The 17,386-nt window shown below is 67.1% G+C and carries 15 protein-coding genes; 9 read left to right on the forward strand and 6 right to left on the reverse strand.

What is annotated here, in order from left to right; genetic code table 11:
* Positions 1-124 precede the first annotated feature (124 nt).
* Together OG413_RS09575 and OG413_RS09580 are read left to right on the forward strand one after the other, a co-directional pair.
* Positions 125-2,227, forward strand: coding sequence for a site-specific DNA-methyltransferase (locus OG413_RS09575; RefSeq protein ID WP_266804258.1), 2,103 nt, complete (start codon positions 125-127; stop codon positions 2,225-2,227).
* Entirely contained in the window at positions 2,227-4,773 is a 2,547-nt protein-coding gene (locus OG413_RS09580; RefSeq protein ID WP_266804260.1) for a DEAD/DEAH box helicase family protein, read from the forward strand. The genes OG413_RS09575 and OG413_RS09580 overlap by 1 nt, the downstream gene beginning before the upstream one ends.
* Positions 4,774-4,878: 105 nt before the next feature.
* Here OG413_RS09580 and OG413_RS09585 read toward each other — a convergent pair whose 3' ends face one another.
* From OG413_RS09585 to OG413_RS09595, 3 genes are all read right to left on the reverse strand, one after another.
* On the reverse strand, positions 4,879-6,654 hold the full coding sequence (locus OG413_RS09585) for a tyrosine-type recombinase/integrase (protein ID WP_266804262.1): 1,776 nt from the start codon (positions 6,652-6,654) through the stop codon (positions 4,879-4,881).
* Positions 6,655-6,665: 11 nt separating this feature from the next.
* Positions 6,666-6,986 carry a helix-turn-helix domain-containing protein gene (locus tag OG413_RS09590; protein ID WP_266804264.1) on the reverse strand — a complete coding sequence of 107 codons (321 nt, stop codon included), beginning with the start codon at positions 6,984-6,986 and terminating at the stop codon, positions 6,666-6,668.
* 199 nt (positions 6,987-7,185) lie between these two features.
* Positions 7,186-7,677: a helix-turn-helix transcriptional regulator gene (locus tag OG413_RS09595; RefSeq protein WP_266804266.1), complete on the reverse strand. Its 492-nt coding sequence runs from the start codon at positions 7,675-7,677 to the stop codon at positions 7,186-7,188.
* A gap of 284 nt (positions 7,678-7,961) precedes the next feature.
* On the opposite strand from OG413_RS09595, the gene OG413_RS09600 reads away from it, so the two are divergent.
* The 6 genes from OG413_RS09600 (at position 7,962) to OG413_RS09625 (ending at position 14,333) form a co-directional block, all read left to right on the forward strand.
* Positions 7,962-9,497, forward strand: coding sequence for a DnaB-like helicase N-terminal domain-containing protein (locus OG413_RS09600; RefSeq protein WP_266804268.1), 1,536 nt, complete (start codon positions 7,962-7,964; stop codon positions 9,495-9,497).
* 271 nt (positions 9,498-9,768) lie between these two features.
* Positions 9,769-10,986, forward strand: coding sequence for a hypothetical protein (locus OG413_RS09605; RefSeq protein WP_323137830.1), 1,218 nt, complete (start codon positions 9,769-9,771; stop codon positions 10,984-10,986).
* 46 nt (positions 10,987-11,032) lie between these two features.
* Complete coding sequence (locus OG413_RS09610) at positions 11,033-11,467, forward strand: hypothetical protein (protein ID WP_266804272.1); 435 nt, start codon at positions 11,033-11,035, stop codon at positions 11,465-11,467.
* Positions 11,468-11,514: 47 nt separating this feature from the next.
* Complete coding sequence (gene mobC, locus OG413_RS09615; protein WP_266804274.1) at positions 11,515-12,162, forward strand: plasmid mobilization relaxosome protein MobC; 648 nt, start codon at positions 11,515-11,517, stop codon at positions 12,160-12,162.
* Positions 12,163-13,845, forward strand: coding sequence for a relaxase/mobilization nuclease domain-containing protein (locus OG413_RS09620; RefSeq protein ID WP_266804276.1), 1,683 nt, complete (start codon positions 12,163-12,165; stop codon positions 13,843-13,845).
* A gap of 113 nt (positions 13,846-13,958) precedes the next feature.
* Entirely contained in the window at positions 13,959-14,333 is a 375-nt protein-coding gene (locus OG413_RS09625; protein WP_266804278.1) for a hypothetical protein, read from the forward strand.
* Between the two features lie 113 nt (positions 14,334-14,446).
* On the opposite strand, the gene OG413_RS09630 is transcribed toward OG413_RS09625, so the two are convergent.
* From OG413_RS09630 to OG413_RS09640, 3 genes are all read right to left on the reverse strand, one after another.
* Positions 14,447-15,130, reverse strand: a complete 684-nt coding sequence (locus tag OG413_RS09630; RefSeq protein ID WP_266804280.1) for a hypothetical protein — start codon at positions 15,128-15,130, stop codon at positions 14,447-14,449.
* Positions 15,131-15,226: 96 nt separating this feature from the next.
* Positions 15,227-15,673 (reverse strand): hypothetical protein, encoded by a 447-nt coding sequence (locus tag OG413_RS09635; RefSeq protein WP_266804282.1) that lies wholly within the window; start codon positions 15,671-15,673, stop codon positions 15,227-15,229.
* A gap of 87 nt (positions 15,674-15,760) precedes the next feature.
* Entirely contained in the window at positions 15,761-16,357 is a 597-nt protein-coding gene (locus tag OG413_RS09640) for a DUF317 domain-containing protein (RefSeq protein ID WP_323137832.1), read from the reverse strand.
* Between the two features lie 441 nt (positions 16,358-16,798).
* Here OG413_RS09640 and OG413_RS09645 point away from each other — a divergent pair, with 441 nt between their 5' ends.
* The gene (locus OG413_RS09645; RefSeq protein ID WP_266804286.1) at positions 16,799-17,371 is read left to right on the forward strand and encodes a hypothetical protein; all 573 of its coding nucleotides are present in this window, start codon (positions 16,799-16,801) and stop codon (positions 17,369-17,371) included.
* Positions 17,372-17,386 lie beyond the last annotated feature (15 nt).

The raw sequence follows: 17,386 nt of genomic DNA on the forward strand, positions 1-17,386 counted from the left end.
GCTTGCCTGAGCCGTCCCGGCGCAGTCAAGCGCATAGCACCTGGTCAGTCGTGGTTCACCATCGCAGACGCCGGGACTCCGACAATATGGACCACGTCATCTCCACATCGCAAGGGACTGCTGCATGGCCTCGAACTCGACGCCCCGACACCAGGGCCGTCTCGAACTGACCTGGACCGACAAGGACAAGACGCTTCTGTCGACCGGGGACGGTAGGTACGACTACACGTTCGTCGACCCAGCGGACTACCGGGTCTCCGAGGTCCGCCTCCTCCACGAGAGCGACCGAGTCGAGGCGCCAACGCCCGCCAGCCGGCCGGAGGAACTACCGCCGCCGACCACCGACAACCTCCTGATCACCGGCGACGCGATGCACGCGCTGGACGCGCTCGCCAAGATCCCGGCGTACTCCGAGAAGTACGCCGGCAAGGTGAAGCTGGTCTACATCGACCCACCCTTCAACACCGGTCAGGCATTCACGCAGTACGAGGACAACATCACGCACTCGATCTGGCTCACCCTCCTTCGGGACCGGATCCGTCAGATCAGGCCGCTGCTCGCGGAAGAAGCGTCTGTGTGGGTGCACCTCGACCACATGGAGTCGCACCGGTGCCGCGTCGTCCTCGACGAGGAGCTTGGGGAAAACAACTTCGTCGCCGAGGTCGCCTGGCAGAAGGCAGACTCACCTCGAAACGACACCAGACTGCTGTCAACCTCGCAGGACACGATCCTGGTCTACCGAAAGTCCGAGTCCTGGATCCCGAACAGGATGCCCAGGCTGGCTGCCTCGAACACGAGCCGATACCAGCAGCGTGACGGGGACCCTGTGCCGTGGCGCGACGGGGATGCGACCGCAGGCAAGGCGGCAACGAACCATCCGATGGTCTACGCGATCCAGCACCCTGTCACGGGGGGCCTGATGTATCCAACTGCGGGCCGATGCTGGGGCAAGGCTCAGTCGTGGATGCTGGAACAGATGTCGGAGTACGCACCATACGAACTGCGTGACATCGGCGACGAAACGGAACGCGCACGCATCTGCGGGACGACACCGGAGAAGGTCAAGGCCGGTGTGCCAGCGATCATGCTGTCGGTGTCCGTCGACGAGGCAGCCAAGCACGCTCAGGCCCGCTACGACGCCGGACACTGGCCCGACATCGTCATGCTCGGGCTCCGGGAACGGATTCAGCGCAAGAAGCACCTGGAAGACAACGGCCGGGTACCCGAGACGCTCTGGTTGGGAAGCGAGGTCGGAGGGAGCCTTCGCGGGAAGATCGAGATCAAGGCTCTCTTCCCCGACGAGCATCCGTTTGCGACGCCGAAACCAGAACGCCTTCTGGCCCGCGTCATCCACATCGCATCGAATCCCGGCGACATCGTCCTGGACTGCTTCGGCGGATCGGGTACCACAGCGGCCGTCGCCCACAAGATGGGGCGTCGCTGGATCACCAGCGAGCTGCTGCCCGAGACCGTGGCCCGATACACACTGCCCCGACTGACCAAGGTCGTCAATGGACAGGACCCTGGGGGCATCACCACCATCACCGAGCGAATCTCAGCCGTCGATGAAGACGAGGACGACGAGCGCGGCCTACCGAACGGGATGACCCCAGAGGAGGCCCAGGAATTCAACCGGCTCCTCACCAAGGTGACCAAGACCGTCGACAGGGATCTCGACGCCCCCACGATCAAGGCCCTCAAGACAGCCACCAAGACCAAGACCGTCACAACGGACAACTGGCACGGAGGCGGAGGCTTCACTCATCTCCAGGTCGGCGAGTCCATGTTCGTCGAAATGGCCGGGATGGTCCTCCTGGCCGACTGGGCGACCCAGGGCGCCCTGGCCGAAGTCATGTGCGCCCAGCTGTCCGTTCCCTACGAGCCGGACGGGATCTTCGCCGGCAAGCAGGGCCGCGTCAGGTACGTCGTCATCGACGGCATGGTCGGCGCGGGCACTATCGCTTCCGTCGTCGACAGGCTGGCTGAAGACGAGGTGGTCGAGGTGTGGGCGACCCAGATCCAAGACGACGCGGCCGAGGCCCTGAAGGAGGCCCGCAACGGCTCTCGACTCGAACTGATCCCCGATAAGGTCCTCGACAACTACCGTCGCAAGTCGGCCCGCAAGTCGCCGTTCGGCGCGGGTCGTTCCATGCCGTCGTCCCGAGACGCGGACGATTCCACGGAGCCCGCTGTCGCTGCCGTCGCAACCGAAAGGGAGAGCGCCTGATGGGCGTTTTGCAGTTCCAGCCTGACCTCCTGGACCAGGTCGCCCACCGTCTCACCCTGCGTGAGCCGAACCGCAAGGCGATCGAGTCAGTGTTGCTCCGCACCTCCGACCACTACGACGTGCAAGAGAAGACCGAGCCGTACGAGTGCATCGTCGATTCGGCCACCGGCGTCGGAAAGACCTATGTCATGGCCGGCCTGATGGAGTACCTGGCTGGGGCCGAGACGCCGGCGCGAAACTTCCTTCTGCTCGCACCTGGTAGGACGATCCGCGACAAGTCGGTTCTCAATTTCACTGCGGGCAACCCGAAGTCGCTACGGCGCATGCTTCGATCCGACCCCTACGTCATTACGGCCGACAACTTCAATACACCGGCCACTAGGACCGCAATCGACGACCCGACGATCACGAAGCTCTACATCTTCACTGTTCAGGCGCTGACGTCTGCCACGGGTGAAGGTCGCGCTACGCATCTCCCCCTGGAGAATCTGGGTACGTCCTTCTTCGACTACCTCGCGCAGCTCGATGACCTCGTGATCCTGGCGGACGAACATCATTGCTACCGAGGGCCGGCGTTTTCCCGAACCATCCGGGAACTGAAGCCCCAGCTGGTAGTTGGCATGACCGCCACACCTGTGAGAGCAGACGAGTCTCTTGTCGCGTTCCGCTACCCCCTGGCAGCCGCGATTGCCGACCGGCTCGTCAAGACCCCTGTGATGGTGGCTCGTCGAGACGACCGCTCTGACGTCGGGACAAAGCTGCTCGACGGTGTCAATCTGCTGCGCTACAAGGGCCAGGCTGCCGATGCCCATTGCGACGAGAACGGCCTGTCTCGGGTTAACCCGGTGATGTTGGTCATCGCCCGGAACATCGAAGAAGCCGAAGAGTTCCAGGACGTCCTCGATACGGCCTCCTTCGATGGCGGCGCGTGGGTCGGGAAGACGCTCTTGATCCACTCGAAGCTGACCGGCGATGCCAAGGAGAAGGCGCTGGCCGATCTCCAGGCTGTCGAGGACCCGGACTCGCCGATCCGCATCATCATCAGCGTCGGCATGCTGAAGGAAGGCTGGGACGTCAAGAACGTCTACGTGATTGCGTCCATGAGGGCGTCGGTCTCGGAAGTCATGACCGAGCAGACTCTCGGTCGCGGTATGCGCCTTCCGTTCGGCGCTTACACGAACGTCGAGATCCTCGACACCCTCGAAGTCTTGGCGCACGAGAAGTACGGCGAACTGCTCGAGAAGCGGAAGGTCCTCAACGAGGCGTTCATCGATTACGGCACCTTCGCCGAAGTTCGGCGACTGGCTGACGGTAGCTCGGTGGTCCGCCAGAAGACGGTCGAGAGTGATTCGGACGTCATCGGTCTCCCCGGTGACAGCGACCCCGCAGAGTCTGGCGGCGGCGGAGGCAGTGGGCAGGGCGCCGCGAAGGCTTCTACCTCGGTAACCAGTGCACATACCCTCTCGCAAGCCGCCGCCAATACGCCCGGCGTTGTGGACGTGGAGACCCGCACACGTGGGGCGGCAGAGGCCGCGAAGAACACTTCCGCTGCCACACAGTACGACCCGCTGCCCGATCGGGATCCCATCTTGATCCCGCGGCTGATCTCGGTGCCTCAGTTCGTTTCAGTCAGCCTGAACGACATCACTGACTACACCCCGTTCGAGCGGCTTGGCCGCACCCTCACCGCTGACTATTCTGACGAGCTGAAGCGGACCAAGATCGTCGCCAGTCATGATGGCCGCAAGGTCATAGTGGGCACCGAGACAGCCGCTGACGTGGTGACCTCCGCGCTGCCGTTCGTCATGCCTCTCTCGGACACGAAAAACTCTCTGGTCCAGCGAGTCATGCGCGTCAAGGGTGTTCCGAACCGCCAACTTGAGGTTGGAGCTGCTGAGCGGATCGTTGACAGGCTCATCGCGGCAATGGGCGAAAAGGCGACTGAGCACCTCTCCGCCTTCGTCGAACGGTGCGGTCAGCGTCTCGCCACCGAGGTTGCAAGAACGCTCCGAGATGCCAATCAGGCCCAGGTCTCCTACGCCGATGACGTACAGCTCGTCGCGCTGAGCAAGACTCGCGTGACGCGCAAGCGCAAGATGGCCGGCCACGCCGACGGTTCGTTTGACAAGACGATCTCATTCAACGGCTGGAGCAAGAATCTTTACAGCCACGCCTGGTTCGACACCGCGCCGGAGTTCAAGGCGGCCAACGCGATCGACAGCGGCATGAACGTTACGGTGTGGGCACGTCTACACATCAACGATGTGCCCATCACTTGGACATCGGAGGGTAGGAAGTACAACCCCGACTTCGTCGTCCTCGAAGAGGTTGATGGACAGCGTGTCGGTTGGCTGGTGGAGACAAAGGCCGACAAGGACATGGACTCCGCGGAGGTAGTCGCCAAACGCCGAGCAGCCCGCAGGTGGGCCAACACCGCGAATTCCTCACCTGATGTCGACATCACCTGGAAGTACCTCCTCGTCGGAGAGCAGGAGGTCGAGGATGCGCAAGGGTCTTGGGAGTTCCTGAAGGGCTTCGGTCAGTAGCAGGCCGAGGGGACTGGCTGAATCACGCCAGCCCGGTGTCGGCACATAGCGAGACTCCTCAACTGCCTATGGATCCCCATGTTCATGGGGATCCATAGGCAGCCCTCAGTGAGAAGGATCGCCGTACTTTCCGGGATTCTTCGCACGGTCCACAGCCTGTGCGCATGCCTCCACGAACGCGGCAGCGACAGCTTCCTGGTCCGTGCCGCGGACCTGAGTTTCGACCTCCTGGCCGGGGCGGCGGCTGGTGTGCCAGCGGACGGACAGGTCCGTGTAGATGTCGGTCTCGAACTCCCAGGCCACCACGGACCATTGCTCATCGCGGCCGATGTTGAGCCGGTCGCCGCCGGGCAGGTACACAGCGTGGGCGTGATGGACGAGCTGGCGGTCGGGCACACTGTCGCGGATCGCTCGCGTGCCACCGAGGCCCTCGTCCTCCCACTTCTCTCGGCCCCATTCCTCAACCTCCGCCGGATGGCCGGGATGGTCGGGGGCCCACTGCGAGGCCACCGCCTCCGCGTGCTCGCGGTGCAGGAACGGGATGCGACGTTCGCCCAGGAGAGCCACGTACACCGTCGAATCCGCCGACACGGGGTTCTGGCTCGGGCCAGGCACCGGGCGCCCAGGTGCCGGTTGAAGTTCAGGTGGCGTCTTTCCCCACAGAAGGCCGCCGACCTTTGCCGCCGTCTGCTGAAGCACCTGGCCGGTGAGGTGCTGGTAGCGGCGGCGCATCCGGGCGGACTTGCCGGGCTCCCAGCCCATGATGCGGTCGACGACCGCTTCGGGGACACCGAGGATCAGCAGCACGGTCGCCGCGGTGTGACGGGCGTCGTGCAGGCGTCCGTCACGGACGCCCGCCGCCTCCAGCAGGTCCTTCCACCTGTGGAAGTCGGTGTTGGGGTTGAGCGGCTCGCCGGTCGGCGAGGTGAACACGTACCCCTTTTCCACCCACAGATCGCGGGCGAGGGCGCGCTCTCGGTCCTGCCGCTCCTTGTGCTGTCGCAGCAGGGTCAGCAGCTCCTCGGGAACGCCGATCGCGCGCTTACCCGCGCGCGTCTTGGTGTCCTTCGTCTCGCGCCGGACGTTGATCTTCTGCCGGCAATAGCCGGGCTTGCGGCCACATTTGTCGCCGCAGCCGTGCTGGTAGCGGGGCCGCAAGCGGCCTCGGCGTACGAGGAGCACGCCCACCTCGAAGTCGACGTCGTCCCACTTGAGGCCGAGGACCTCGCCCTGGCGCAGACCGAGCGCGAGGGCGATGACCCAGCGGGCGGTGTTGCGCACTTTCACCGCCTCGGCGAGGAGGCTCTGGACCTCCTCCAGGGTGTACGGCTCGACCTCTTCCTCGTCGACCTTGGGGGCCTTGGCGACGGAGGCCGGGTTGATGGTGAGGTGGCGGCGGCGTACGGCCTCGTTGAGGGCCGTCTTGAGCGTGCGGTGCGTCTGGTGGGCGGTGCCGGCGGCGCTGCCGTTCGCCTGCATCTTCCGATAGAGGCGCTCCAGGTGCTCGGGCTCCAGCTTCTCCAGGCGGTGGGCGCCCAGGCCGGGTATGAGGTGGTGGTAGACCGCCACGCGGTAGCCGTCGATGGTGTTCTCGGCGACGTTGGGCGCGGCGATGTTCTCCACCCAGTGGGTCAGCCAGGTCTCGACCGTCCAGGTCTGACCCGCCTTGCGGACACCTGTGGAATCGCGCTGCTTCTCCACCTCGCGTACGGCCTTGGTGACCTCGGTGCGGCTCTTGCGGCCGACGTGCCGGCGGTCGGGCTTGCCGTTGTCCTTGACCCCAACGGTCACGTAACCGTGCCAGCGGCCGTCCTTGCCTTGGAATATGGACGAGGCGCCGTTGGGCTGACGGGACTTCTGAGCTTCTCGGGGCTGTGCCATGTACGCCCCCGTCAGGCTGCAGTGCCGAAGTCGGCGGCCTTCGGACGCCCGGCTCCGGGCCGCATACGCCTGGCGAGGAACTCACCGACTGCTTCGGTGGGGATGCGGCGAAGTCGGCCGATCTTCACGGAGGCGATCTCTCCGGAGGAGATGTACTCGTACAGCTTGGTGCGGCCGACGCCGAGCCGGCGTGCGGCCTCGGCGACGGTGAGGCCGACGAGGGTGGAGTCACCCTGGGCGTTGTCGCGCTGAGCCATGAGCGCCTGCAGCGCGTGCTCATCCACGCCGAGGGCCTGGGCGATCAGGGAAATGGGCAGGGAGTGCTGGGGCAAGGGTGTGCTCCTCCTCCGGCGCACACGGTCACGGGGCGGCAACCCTCGTAGACCAGGCCGGTGGTGATGATCAGGGATGGGCGGTACTGGTGGGGCGTGGGGGCACGCTTCTCGGCGTTCGCAGCACCGAGGGGTGTCTCGCGGAGGTCAGGCGTCTCGGGCCAGCCGACGCGCACCTGTCTTCACGGCCCGCAGTGATTCAGGGGTGCTGGCGCTTCCACGCCTCTTCTTCGAGTCGTATCAGCTGTTCGAGTTCGGCCTTCTGCTCGTCGCCGTAGCTGGCGAAGTGCTTCAGCTCGAACTCGAGGCGGTCGATCTGGCGCTCCAGGAACTCCACATCGCTCTTCGCCCGCGCGAGCGCAGCCTTGTTCTCGATGCACTCGCGAACGATCCCGCGGATGACCAGGTCGGCGTGCTTCAAAGGCGGCGCGGTCAGCTCGTCCATGGTGAGGCCGAAGACCTTGCAGAAGCCGAGTGCCTCGTCGAGGTTGACCCGACGCCGTGGCTTCCCGCTCTCGATGCGCCAGATCGCGGCCTGATTGAGTGAATGGCCGACCTCGGCCATCTTCTCGGCCAGGGCGACCGTGCTCCAGCCTCGGGCCTCGCGCTCTTGCTTGATGCGCTCGGCGACGTAGTCCTCGGGCACAGGCCGTTCGGGCCCGGCGCGTGCCGCGTCGTCTTTGGTACTCATCTCCCGCCTCCCTTCGGTGCAGCAGGGGCTACTGCGGCCAGGGTCAAGAGTGAACATCATTGCGGAGTCGAATGCAACTCGTTGCGTTCCCGAAGCCCTGTGGGTATGGTTCGTCGTCCGCCGCCGGACGCGGGTGAACGTGGCCCATGAAAAGCGAACGGCCCCCGGTGCGAACACCGAGGGCCCCAAGCGAAAGCTCCAACGCACGACCGCCCATCCCTGAACGATTCAACCAGCCCGGCCGGGGTTGCCGCCCCATATGGCCTGCCGATGTGAGGAGCTCTATGGCCCAGAATAGGGCCCCGCGACAAGAGAATCCATCCGATCACCAGACCGACGAGGCCACCGGCCCCTTCGGTATCGGTGGCGAGCCTCCCCACGCCGTGGACGCTGAGCGTGCCGCTCTGGGCGCCTGCATGTTCAAGACCAGCGAGGTCGACGAGGTACGCGGCATCCTGGACGCCGCCGACTTCTACCGGCCCACGCACGAGACGGTCTGGCGTGCGCTGCTGGCTCTGCGTTCGTCGGATGCGCCCACGGACCCCATCGCTCTGACCGAGTACCTTGCCGGCACCGGGGACCTCACCCGTATCGGTGGGGCCTCCTATCTGCACCAGCTCGCTGGTATCGCAGGACCGGTCGGCAGCGCCGCATACTACGCGGGAATCGTTCGGCGGAAGGCTGACCTGCGTCGCCTGCAGGCAACTGGCTTCCGTCTGGTTCAGCGCGCCATCGAGCCCGGCGCCGATCCGGACGAGATACGCAGTGCCGCTGAGGCCGACGTCCGCGCCGAGCGCGAGCGTGCCCTGGCATCCGGCACCGGGCGGCTGTCGCGCTACATCACCAACGGCTGGGACTTCGTCACGAAGGCCGCCGAGACACATCCGATCTGGGGCACTCCAGCGCAGACCGCGTGGGCATCCGGCGAGAGCCTGATGATCGTGGGACCGCCGGGCGTCGGCAAGACGACCCTCGCTCACCAAGTCGTGCTCGCGCGTATCGGCCTGGGGGACTCCGTCCTCGGCATGCCTGTGGTGACCGGCAAGCGGGTTCTGTATCTGGCCATCGACCGGCCGACGCAGATCGCCCGCACCTTGGCTCGCGGGATCAGCGACGAGCACGAGGCTGCCCTGCGCGAACGGCTCGTTGTGTGGCAGGGCCCGCTGCCTGCCGCCCTCGACAAGGAACCTGATCTGTTGACCGACCTGGCCGCCGCCCACGGGGCCGACACCCTGGTGATCGACAGCCTCAAGGACGCCGTCAGCACCATGGTCGACGACGCCCTCGCGGTCGCATACAACAACGCCCGCGGTCGAGCCCTCCAGAACGGCATCGAGGTCCTGGAACTGCACCACCAGCGCAAGTCCGGCGCTGAGGCACCCAAGGCGCAACGCCCCACTCTGGACCAGGTCTACGGCTCCACCTGGCTCACATCCGGCGCCGGCAGCGTGCTGTTCATCAATGGCAAGCCCGGTGACCTGGCTGTCACCATCCACCACCTCAAGCTCGCGACCGGCGAGATCGGCCCGCTCCAGGTCATCCACGACCACGAGCGAGGCACCAGCACCGTCGACCCCGCGCTCGACCCAGTCACGCTGCTGCGTGCGGCGGGCAACGGGCTGACCGTGCGGGAGCTGGCCGAGGTGCTCTGCGGCGAGCCGGAGCCGGGCCGCGCCGAGGTCGAGAAGGCACGACGCCACTTGGAGCGGCTCGTCAAGGCCGGACTGGCCACGAAGGCCGAAGGCGCCGCAGGCGGCAACGGTGGCGGCCAGCAGACCCGCTACCGCGCCTCCGCATGTCACATCGGCGCCGTGTCCTGACCACCCCGTTCCGGGGCCCGGACCGTACACGCGGCCGTACACGCACCTCCTGTGCGTACACGACCCCGAAAACCGTCCGCTGCGCACACGCTCGCAACTAAAACCACAGGTCAGAGGGTCACGCGACCGTGCACGCCGTTCACACGCCCAGGCGATCACGCGCGAGCCCCCCTTTAGAAGGGGGCTCGCGTGTACGCCCCACCGTGAACGCCTCCCTACCTGCCTCCTGGAGACCACCTGCATGTCACTCCCCCTGCCTGCCTTGACCGCCATGTCCGTCGCGCTCCTCGGGCTGCTAGCCGGATGGCTGAGCTGGCGAGGCCGGCGCCGTGCTGATGGCAGACGGCGACCGTCCACGTGGGCGGTACGGGTTGCCGCTGTCTCGGCAGCCGCATGCACCGCTTACAGCGCGGACACCAGTTGGCGGTTCGCCGCCGACTACCTGGACATCGCCAGCACCGTCGAGCGTGTCTTCATGTTCGCCACCGCTGAACTGGCCCTGTTCGCGATGGCCTTGATGGCGCGCCAGAACCTGAAGGGCCCGAAGCAGGCGCCGGGCACGCCTGGCGTCCTCGTGTGGGTGATCACCGGAGCTCAGATCATCCCCGCCTACGCCGAGTCAGGGCCCGTCGGCGGCACGGTCCGCGCGCTGATCAGTCCGGTCATGGCCGCGGTCCTCTGGCACCTGGCCATGGGCATCGATCTGCGCAACCACACCCCCGAGGCCACCTCCCGCAGCCTGCTCGCGATCCTCGGCCGGCAGGCACGCGAGCGGCTCCTGGCGCGCCTGGGCATCCATGATCAGGACGCCGATGCTGCACGGCTGATCCGCGAGCGCGCACTGAGCCGGGCTGTCACGTTGATCCTGCGCATCGAGGCGATGCCCGAGAAGAAGCGCACCAAGTGGCGTCACCGGCGTGCGACTCGGCGTCTGCATGAGGCGCTGGAGCGGGCCGGCGTCGACAGCGATCCCCACCAGGACGAACTGCTGCTGCGCAAGCTCGGTACCCGGCAGCAGGCCACGCGACTGGCCGCGCTCTCTCTGCCCGAGCGCTGGGAGACACCCGGAGCCCGAGTCCCCCAGCCCCGCCGTGCCGTCTCGAAGAGGGCACAGCCCACACGTCCAGCGGCCGTGCCGGATCCGGGCGGTAGTGACGCGCACCGGGCGGTCCGACCGGAATCCGCCAACCGCCCGCAACTCCCGCAGGACGCCAGTCCGGAGCCGAATGCGGGCAAGACCTCGAACGGCGATCCGGGCGGCAGAGAGTCAGACCCGAAACGACCGGGTCGCAAGCCCGACCTGCCCTGGAAGGTCCTCGTCGAATACGCCGAGGACATCTACCGGAAGACCGGGCGCCTCTCGCGTGACTCCCTCAAGGCAACCGTGCGCGCTGACGGCCACCAGGTCGGCACCGACCTGGCGCAAAGCGTCGTCAACGCCGTCAAGGCCAGCCACCAGGACTCCGTCCGCACCGCCCACCCCCACTGAACCCTGCCGCCCGCTCTAACTTCCCACCGATGAAAGGCCCTCCACTATGCCCCGTTCGACCGTTTCCGCCTGGACCTGTGGCGACGGCTCCTGCCCGATCTGCACCGCCCCCGAGCGCGACGACATGACCGTGCTGCGGTGCGCCATCCTCACTCTGCTGGAACACGGCCGGTGGATGGTCGGCGACGACATCCCGCTGCCCGACATCCTGTCCGCCGGCGGCCGCTACCTGAGCCGTTTCAAGGACGCAGTCGCCGACGGCGCCCCCAAGCCCGCGCCCGAGCACTGGGCCTGGCTGGAGGCCGAGCTGCGACTGGTTGTCGCCCGCGCCGCCGGACTGGATGCCGTCAGCACCCTCGACCCGCGCATCGACGACGTCCTGGCCGAGGCCGCCGGTCTCCCCGAGTACCCCCTGGTCGATCTGCTCGACCTCGCCGCTGAGCAGTTCACCGAGCTCTGCAGACGACCGCGCACCGCCTGAACCCACCAGAACCCCGCGCCCTACCCCCAGCACAAGGACATCCCGCCATGCGCAACCCACGCCTCGAAGACCTCAACACCCCAGTAGGTGCAGGTGAAATACCCCCTGCCTCGGCGGGAGCAAGCAATAGCGATGGACCGTCCATAGGCCGGTCCATCGCGGACACCTCCGCCCCAGGGGTGGCGGAGGAGCTGCTCCGGCGCGAGGGCGCGCCGGAACAGGAGCAGGTGGGTGTCGGCGAGCAGCCGACCGCTCCTGCTGTGGTGGCCAAGCCGCGTTCGCCGTACCGCCGTCCGAACCTCGACGCGCAGCGCGAAAAGCGCGTCACCGTACGCTTCGCCCCGCACGAGAAGCAGCTCGTCCAGTCGGCCGCGGCGAACGAGCACGTGACGATGGCCCACTTCATCGCCGATGCCACCATGGCCCGCGTCCGCGGTGAGATCACCGTCGCTGCCGAGCGCACTCCGTACGACGACGCGATCGACGAGCTGGCCGCGATCCGGGCGCAGATCGCCCGGATCGGCAACAACGTCAACCAGATCGCCCGCCGCCTCAATGCGGGCGGCGATCCACACCCTGTGGACACCGCGATCCTCAATCGGGCAGACCGGCTCCTCGCCACCGCCCACAACACGGTCCGGGCGATCGACGAAGCAGCGTTCCGGGCAGCCGAGCAGAAAAAGGCGGTCGCCTGAGTGATCGCGAACATCGTCAAACCGGGCAACAACACGTACGGCGTCCTCGCGTACCTCTTCGACAAGGGCCGCGCCAACGAACACACCGACCAGCACGTCGTCGCTTCCTGGGACAGCTTCATCCCAGACCCTGGGCCATGGGACAGCCCCGGCCATAAGCAGCGGCTCGCCCAGCTCACGAAGGCACTGGATCTGCGGGTGGTGCAAGCCGGCGACAAGGCACCCGCAGGGCATGTGTGGCACTGCTCACTGCGCGCCGCACCCGAGGACCGCATCCTCACCGACGCCGAGTGGGCCACCATCGCCCGCCGCATCCTGCACGCGACCGGCATCGCACCGGACGGCGATCCGGACGGATGCCGCTGGGTCGCCGTGCGGCACGCGGACGACCACATCCACATCGTCGCTACCAAAGTCCGCGGGGACCTGCGCCCGGCCCGGAACTGGAACGACTACCACCGCGCCATGACCGAACTCACCTCGATCGAAAAGCACTTCGGCCTCACCCAGGTACCGCGTGGCCCCGAAGCTGCTGCTGGCACCCCGGCCGCGAAGCGGCCCACCGGCGCCGAGCAGGAGAAGGCCAAACGCCTCGGCCACACCGCCACCGCACGCGAGCGGCTGCGGCACACCGTCCGCGCCACGCTCTCCCACGCCCAGGACCTGGACGACTTCTTCAACCTGCTCGCCGACGCCGGCCTCCAGGTCGAAACCCGCACCCTGCCCTCCGGCGACCTCGGCGGCTACAAGGTCGCCCTGCCCGACGAGCACCCGCCCATCTGGTACTCCGGCTCGAAGCTCGCCACCGACCTGTCCCTGCCCCAGATCCGCAAGCGTCTCGCTGCCGCCGACGTGCCTGCCGATCCGGCACCCTCACCGGCTGGGCGCCCCAGCCCCAACCCCTGGCACCAGGCCACCGCGGCCGCGGAACGCATCCCCCACCACCTCACCCACGCCGATGACCCCGCCGTCCAGGCCCACCTGGCCGTCTTCGGTGAAGTCCTCTACGCCCTGCCCGCTCACGCGCCCATCCCTCTGAAGGCCGAACTCCAGCGGGCCGCGCTCACCTTCGAGCACGCCGCCCACACCCGCGCCCAGGCCGGCCACCAGCACGCTCGCGCCCTGCGTGGCGCCCTCAAGGGCATGCGCCACCAGCCAGCGGAGCTCACTGGACTGGCCATGCTCTTGGACGTCGCGATCGTCGTCGTTCTCGCCACTCAGCGCCGCAGCGCACTACGTCACCACGATCGCCAGGTAGCCGCAGCCCGTCAAACACTGATCCATCTCCAGGCCGCCTACGACCAGCTCGCACCCGCCAGTCTCGTGCAACTTGCAGGGCGTAAGCCCTCCGAGCACGCGGCCCGCCGGTACGCCCGTGTGGTGAGCGAAGTGCTGCCCGCCTACGCCGAGCAGATCGTCACCGATCCCGCCTGGCCCGCACTCACCGCCACCCTCGCCGCCGCTGAAGCCGCCGGCCATGAACCGGCCACGGTCGTCCAACAAGCCGCTCAGCAACGCTCGTTGGATGACGTGAAGTCGGCGTCCGAGGTCCTTGTCTGGCGCATCCAGCGCCTCGGTCAGCGTCACGCACCCGGATCCGGTACACGAGCCGCGCAGGCCGCTGGCAGTCGCCCGCAAGCACCGCACGTGCCCTCGTCATCCCCCTCGGGCCGGTCCCGATGAGCACGGTGTACGCCGCCCAGAGGCGCGGAACATAGCCGACGATCCCCGGTTACCGAAACCGGGGATCGTCCGGAGTATTTGTGCCCCACCCCGAACTCCGGAAGGCACCCTGCATGCTCTCGACCCAGCTCCGCCCCCAGGTCATCGCACTCGCCGCCGACGTGGACACCACCCACCCCAAGGCACCGGAGCGCTTGTACCACCTCGACGGCCGTGAGCTCACCGACGCCGAGTACGACCTGTTCTCCACCATCACTGCGGACGAGATATCGATCGCGGTCACGCACAAGCTGCCCGACGTCCCGGATCAGCTGAACGAACGCCTCAAGGCAGGGAAGGCTCTGATCGACCTCTTCATGAAGTACGTGCACCAGGCGCCCGACAGCTCCATCGATGACATCTTCGACCTCATGACCGACGAGGACTACGAGGAGTTCGAGCGCCTGCGTGCGGTCCAGAGCGGGCTGCTTGAACACGACGAGAACTGACCCGCCCCACGGGGGCATCTGATGCCGTAGCAGGCAACGCCGCCCGCACACCATGTGGAAGGGGCCGGCGGACGGGAATCATCCCGTCCGCCGGCCCCTTCCGTACCTCCGAGTCAGCGTGGACGCTGTGCCCTGTCAACGGCTCTCTGGAGGTGCAGGTCGACAAGGCCGGCGCTGCCTGAGACCACCACCAGGATGTTGCCGGTGCGGATCGCCGTCTGCTTGACGATGCTGCGCTGCCCACCCACAGAGAAGGTGAGCAGCTGGCTCCACTGCTCAGCACCGAGGTCCGGCGCGGCAGTCTTGGTGGTACTAATGTCGACGACCGTGCTGCCTGACGTCACCTGGTACGTGGGGCAAGACAGCATCGCGTCGAAGACCTTCCCGATGCCCGTGGACAGCTTCGCCGGACTGTCGCTGTACAGCTCCTCACCGACCTCGGAGCTGCTGCTGCCGGTGTAGGTGAACGACGCCTTCGCCCTGCGGGCGAAATCGAGGTCGGCGCCGGCGGCCGCGCTGCTGCCGAGCTTCTCCAGCGCCGGGCAGCCGATGACGGTGACGTCGTCGTTGCGGCGAGGGGCCTCGGGATTACGGGTATAGCCCTCGCCCAGGTCACTCTCGATCAGCAGCCGTTGGTTCAGCTCGGCCGAAGACAGCGGTGCGGATGCCGAGGGGTGTGCGGGTGCGGAGAACGGGACCGATGCGACGGCGGGATTGGTGCTGCTGGAGCAGCCGGTCAGGGCGATGACAGTGACGGCGGCGCTCAGGGCGAGGGCGGTCGTGGTGGAACGGCGCATGCGATTACCCCTTGGTGATGCGAGGCGGACGGTCTGACCGGGTCGGCCCTCCGGGTGCCGACGAACGCAGGATTGAGGGGAAGGGGTTTCGCCATTTCAGTGGCCGAGGTGGCGCAGGCCCTCTTCGAGGGTGGCGTGGAAGTGGTCGACCGGACCGGAGTTGCGGTTGTACCAGGCGGTGTCCAGACGGGCCTCCTGCGCTTCGTGGCCAGCCGGGCAGCGCAGCCACACCGAGTCGTCGCGCATGTTGAAGACGATCCAGTTCCGGTACGCACCGCAGTGGCAAGCGTGGACTTCGCCGTCGATGACGAGCGGCAGATCCCAGCGCATCATGAAGCCCAAAACGTCCTGCCGAGACGGCGCCCGGAACTGCGGCGGCAGAAAGTCGGGCACCACCGCGGCCACTGCCGCGGCCGAAGCCGGCGCAGCAACCGGGCCGGGGGCCTCCGGCAGCGGCCACTCGGCGTGCATCGCCAGCATCGCCTGGCCGGCACGCTGGGCTTCACGGAACTCTCGGTCCGCACGGGTGGTGCGTCGGAACATGTCGTCTCCACTTCAGTCGTCTGACGAGGGCAGGGGTGCCGTGAGGCCGGCACCAAGGCCGAAAGGGCACTGCAGGTGGACGAGTTGTCAGCCGCGCCGGATGACACTCAGCCGGTCCTCCGCGCTCGCGGGCACCGTGCGCCGGGAAACGGGAGCCGACGAGGCCAGAGAGGAGGCGAACACGGCGACCAGGTCGTGCGGGACGCTGGCGCTGAAGCTCGCACACCACAGATATGGGTCTCCGATTCGGGGCTCCGCCCACGCCTGCCAGCCCATCTGCCCAGGGCGCGGATCGGCGTCCCGGACCAGCGGCGGCAGCAACTCCAAGGAGACGGTGGCGGAGAACCCGGGATCGAACGCCGCGGTACGAGGGCGGTCGGCGTCACGGAACCAACCCCGGGAGCCCAGCTCCTCGAGCACCACATCCGGACCGTCGAATCCCACGTCCGGCGCCGTACGGGCATCGAGCGCGAGGAGAAGGTCCGTGACTGCCTCGTACGGCACCTCGGCGGTGAAGTACGCATTCCACTCCACCATCGCGGAGTCGGAATGCGACCGGGCACTCACCTGCCAAGCCACGGGTAGACCGCCCAGCTCGAACGGGTAAGAGGCAAGAATCCATTCGGCACCGCACAGCCCGTCCGGGCTCACGTACAGCAGGCTGTCGCGCGCGGTCGGCCACATTCGCCAGTCCAGGCGGGTCAAGGTCTCGCCCACTCGCTCGGCCAGAGCACCGTCGTCACCGGCTAGATGCCGCGGAGCGACCCAGTACACCGAGTCCTGCGAACTAGAAGGGAAGGGGTCATCGGGGCGACACGAGTGCAGAGGCACCTCCAGAGGATTCGGGACGAACGTCCAGCAGGGTGTTGTACGTTGACATGCTGTGACGCGGCGATCCAGTCATCCCGGACTCTTTCTCGTCTGCCGTAGGCGAACTGTCCGTTGACATCGAACCCAGGTCGTCTTGCCATCGAACCGAGCCCCGCCGAATCCGGCATGCCCGCACCCGCAAAATGCTGACGCTCTATAGAGCGCTACGTCATCTCTATAGACAACCCAGGCCCCAGCCCGCAACACTACCTATAGCGATCGATAGAGAACACGTAGAGTGCTGCGGAGGTTCTTATGAGGCTCACCATTGAAGGCGCGAGCGAGGAGTTCGAGCGCAAAATCCTCGCCCTGCTCGCCGAGCACCGAGACGAACTGGCCGTCTCCGTCGACACCGCATGGGGTGCCGACCGGGCGATGGTCTTCCTGAACACACTCAATGAGGACGCCCGCCAGTTTGTGCGCCTGGTCGTCGAGTCCGATGGCCATCTGGAGGCCGCCGTGCTGCGCGAGGCATTCCCGCGCGGACTGCGCGGCCCCACTGTGGCCCTGACCTATGCCCTCAAGCGCGGCTACAAGCACGGCTGGTGGCCCGAAGGCACCGAGGCGCCAGTCACCGTGGTCTACGGCGGCGGCCCGCAGGACGGATGGCGGCAGGCATCGGCCTACGAGATGTCCGGTGAGAATCTACCCGTCTTCCGCGCCGCCCTCGCCCACTACGCCGCCACCACATCCCGGCCCGCTTGGGACGAGGAGGCACCGTCCGCGTTCGCCGTCCATCCGAGCTGGGCGGCCGACGTCGATGTACCGAACGCGCTGGACGACGATCCGCCGACCGCTCCCAACTTCCCGGATGGAGCGGCCAGATGAACGGGGGTTGCGCGG

Source organism: Streptomyces sp. NBC_01433, from assembly GCF_026340105.1.
Taxonomy (GTDB): Bacteria; Actinomycetota; Actinomycetes; order Streptomycetales; family Streptomycetaceae; genus Streptomyces.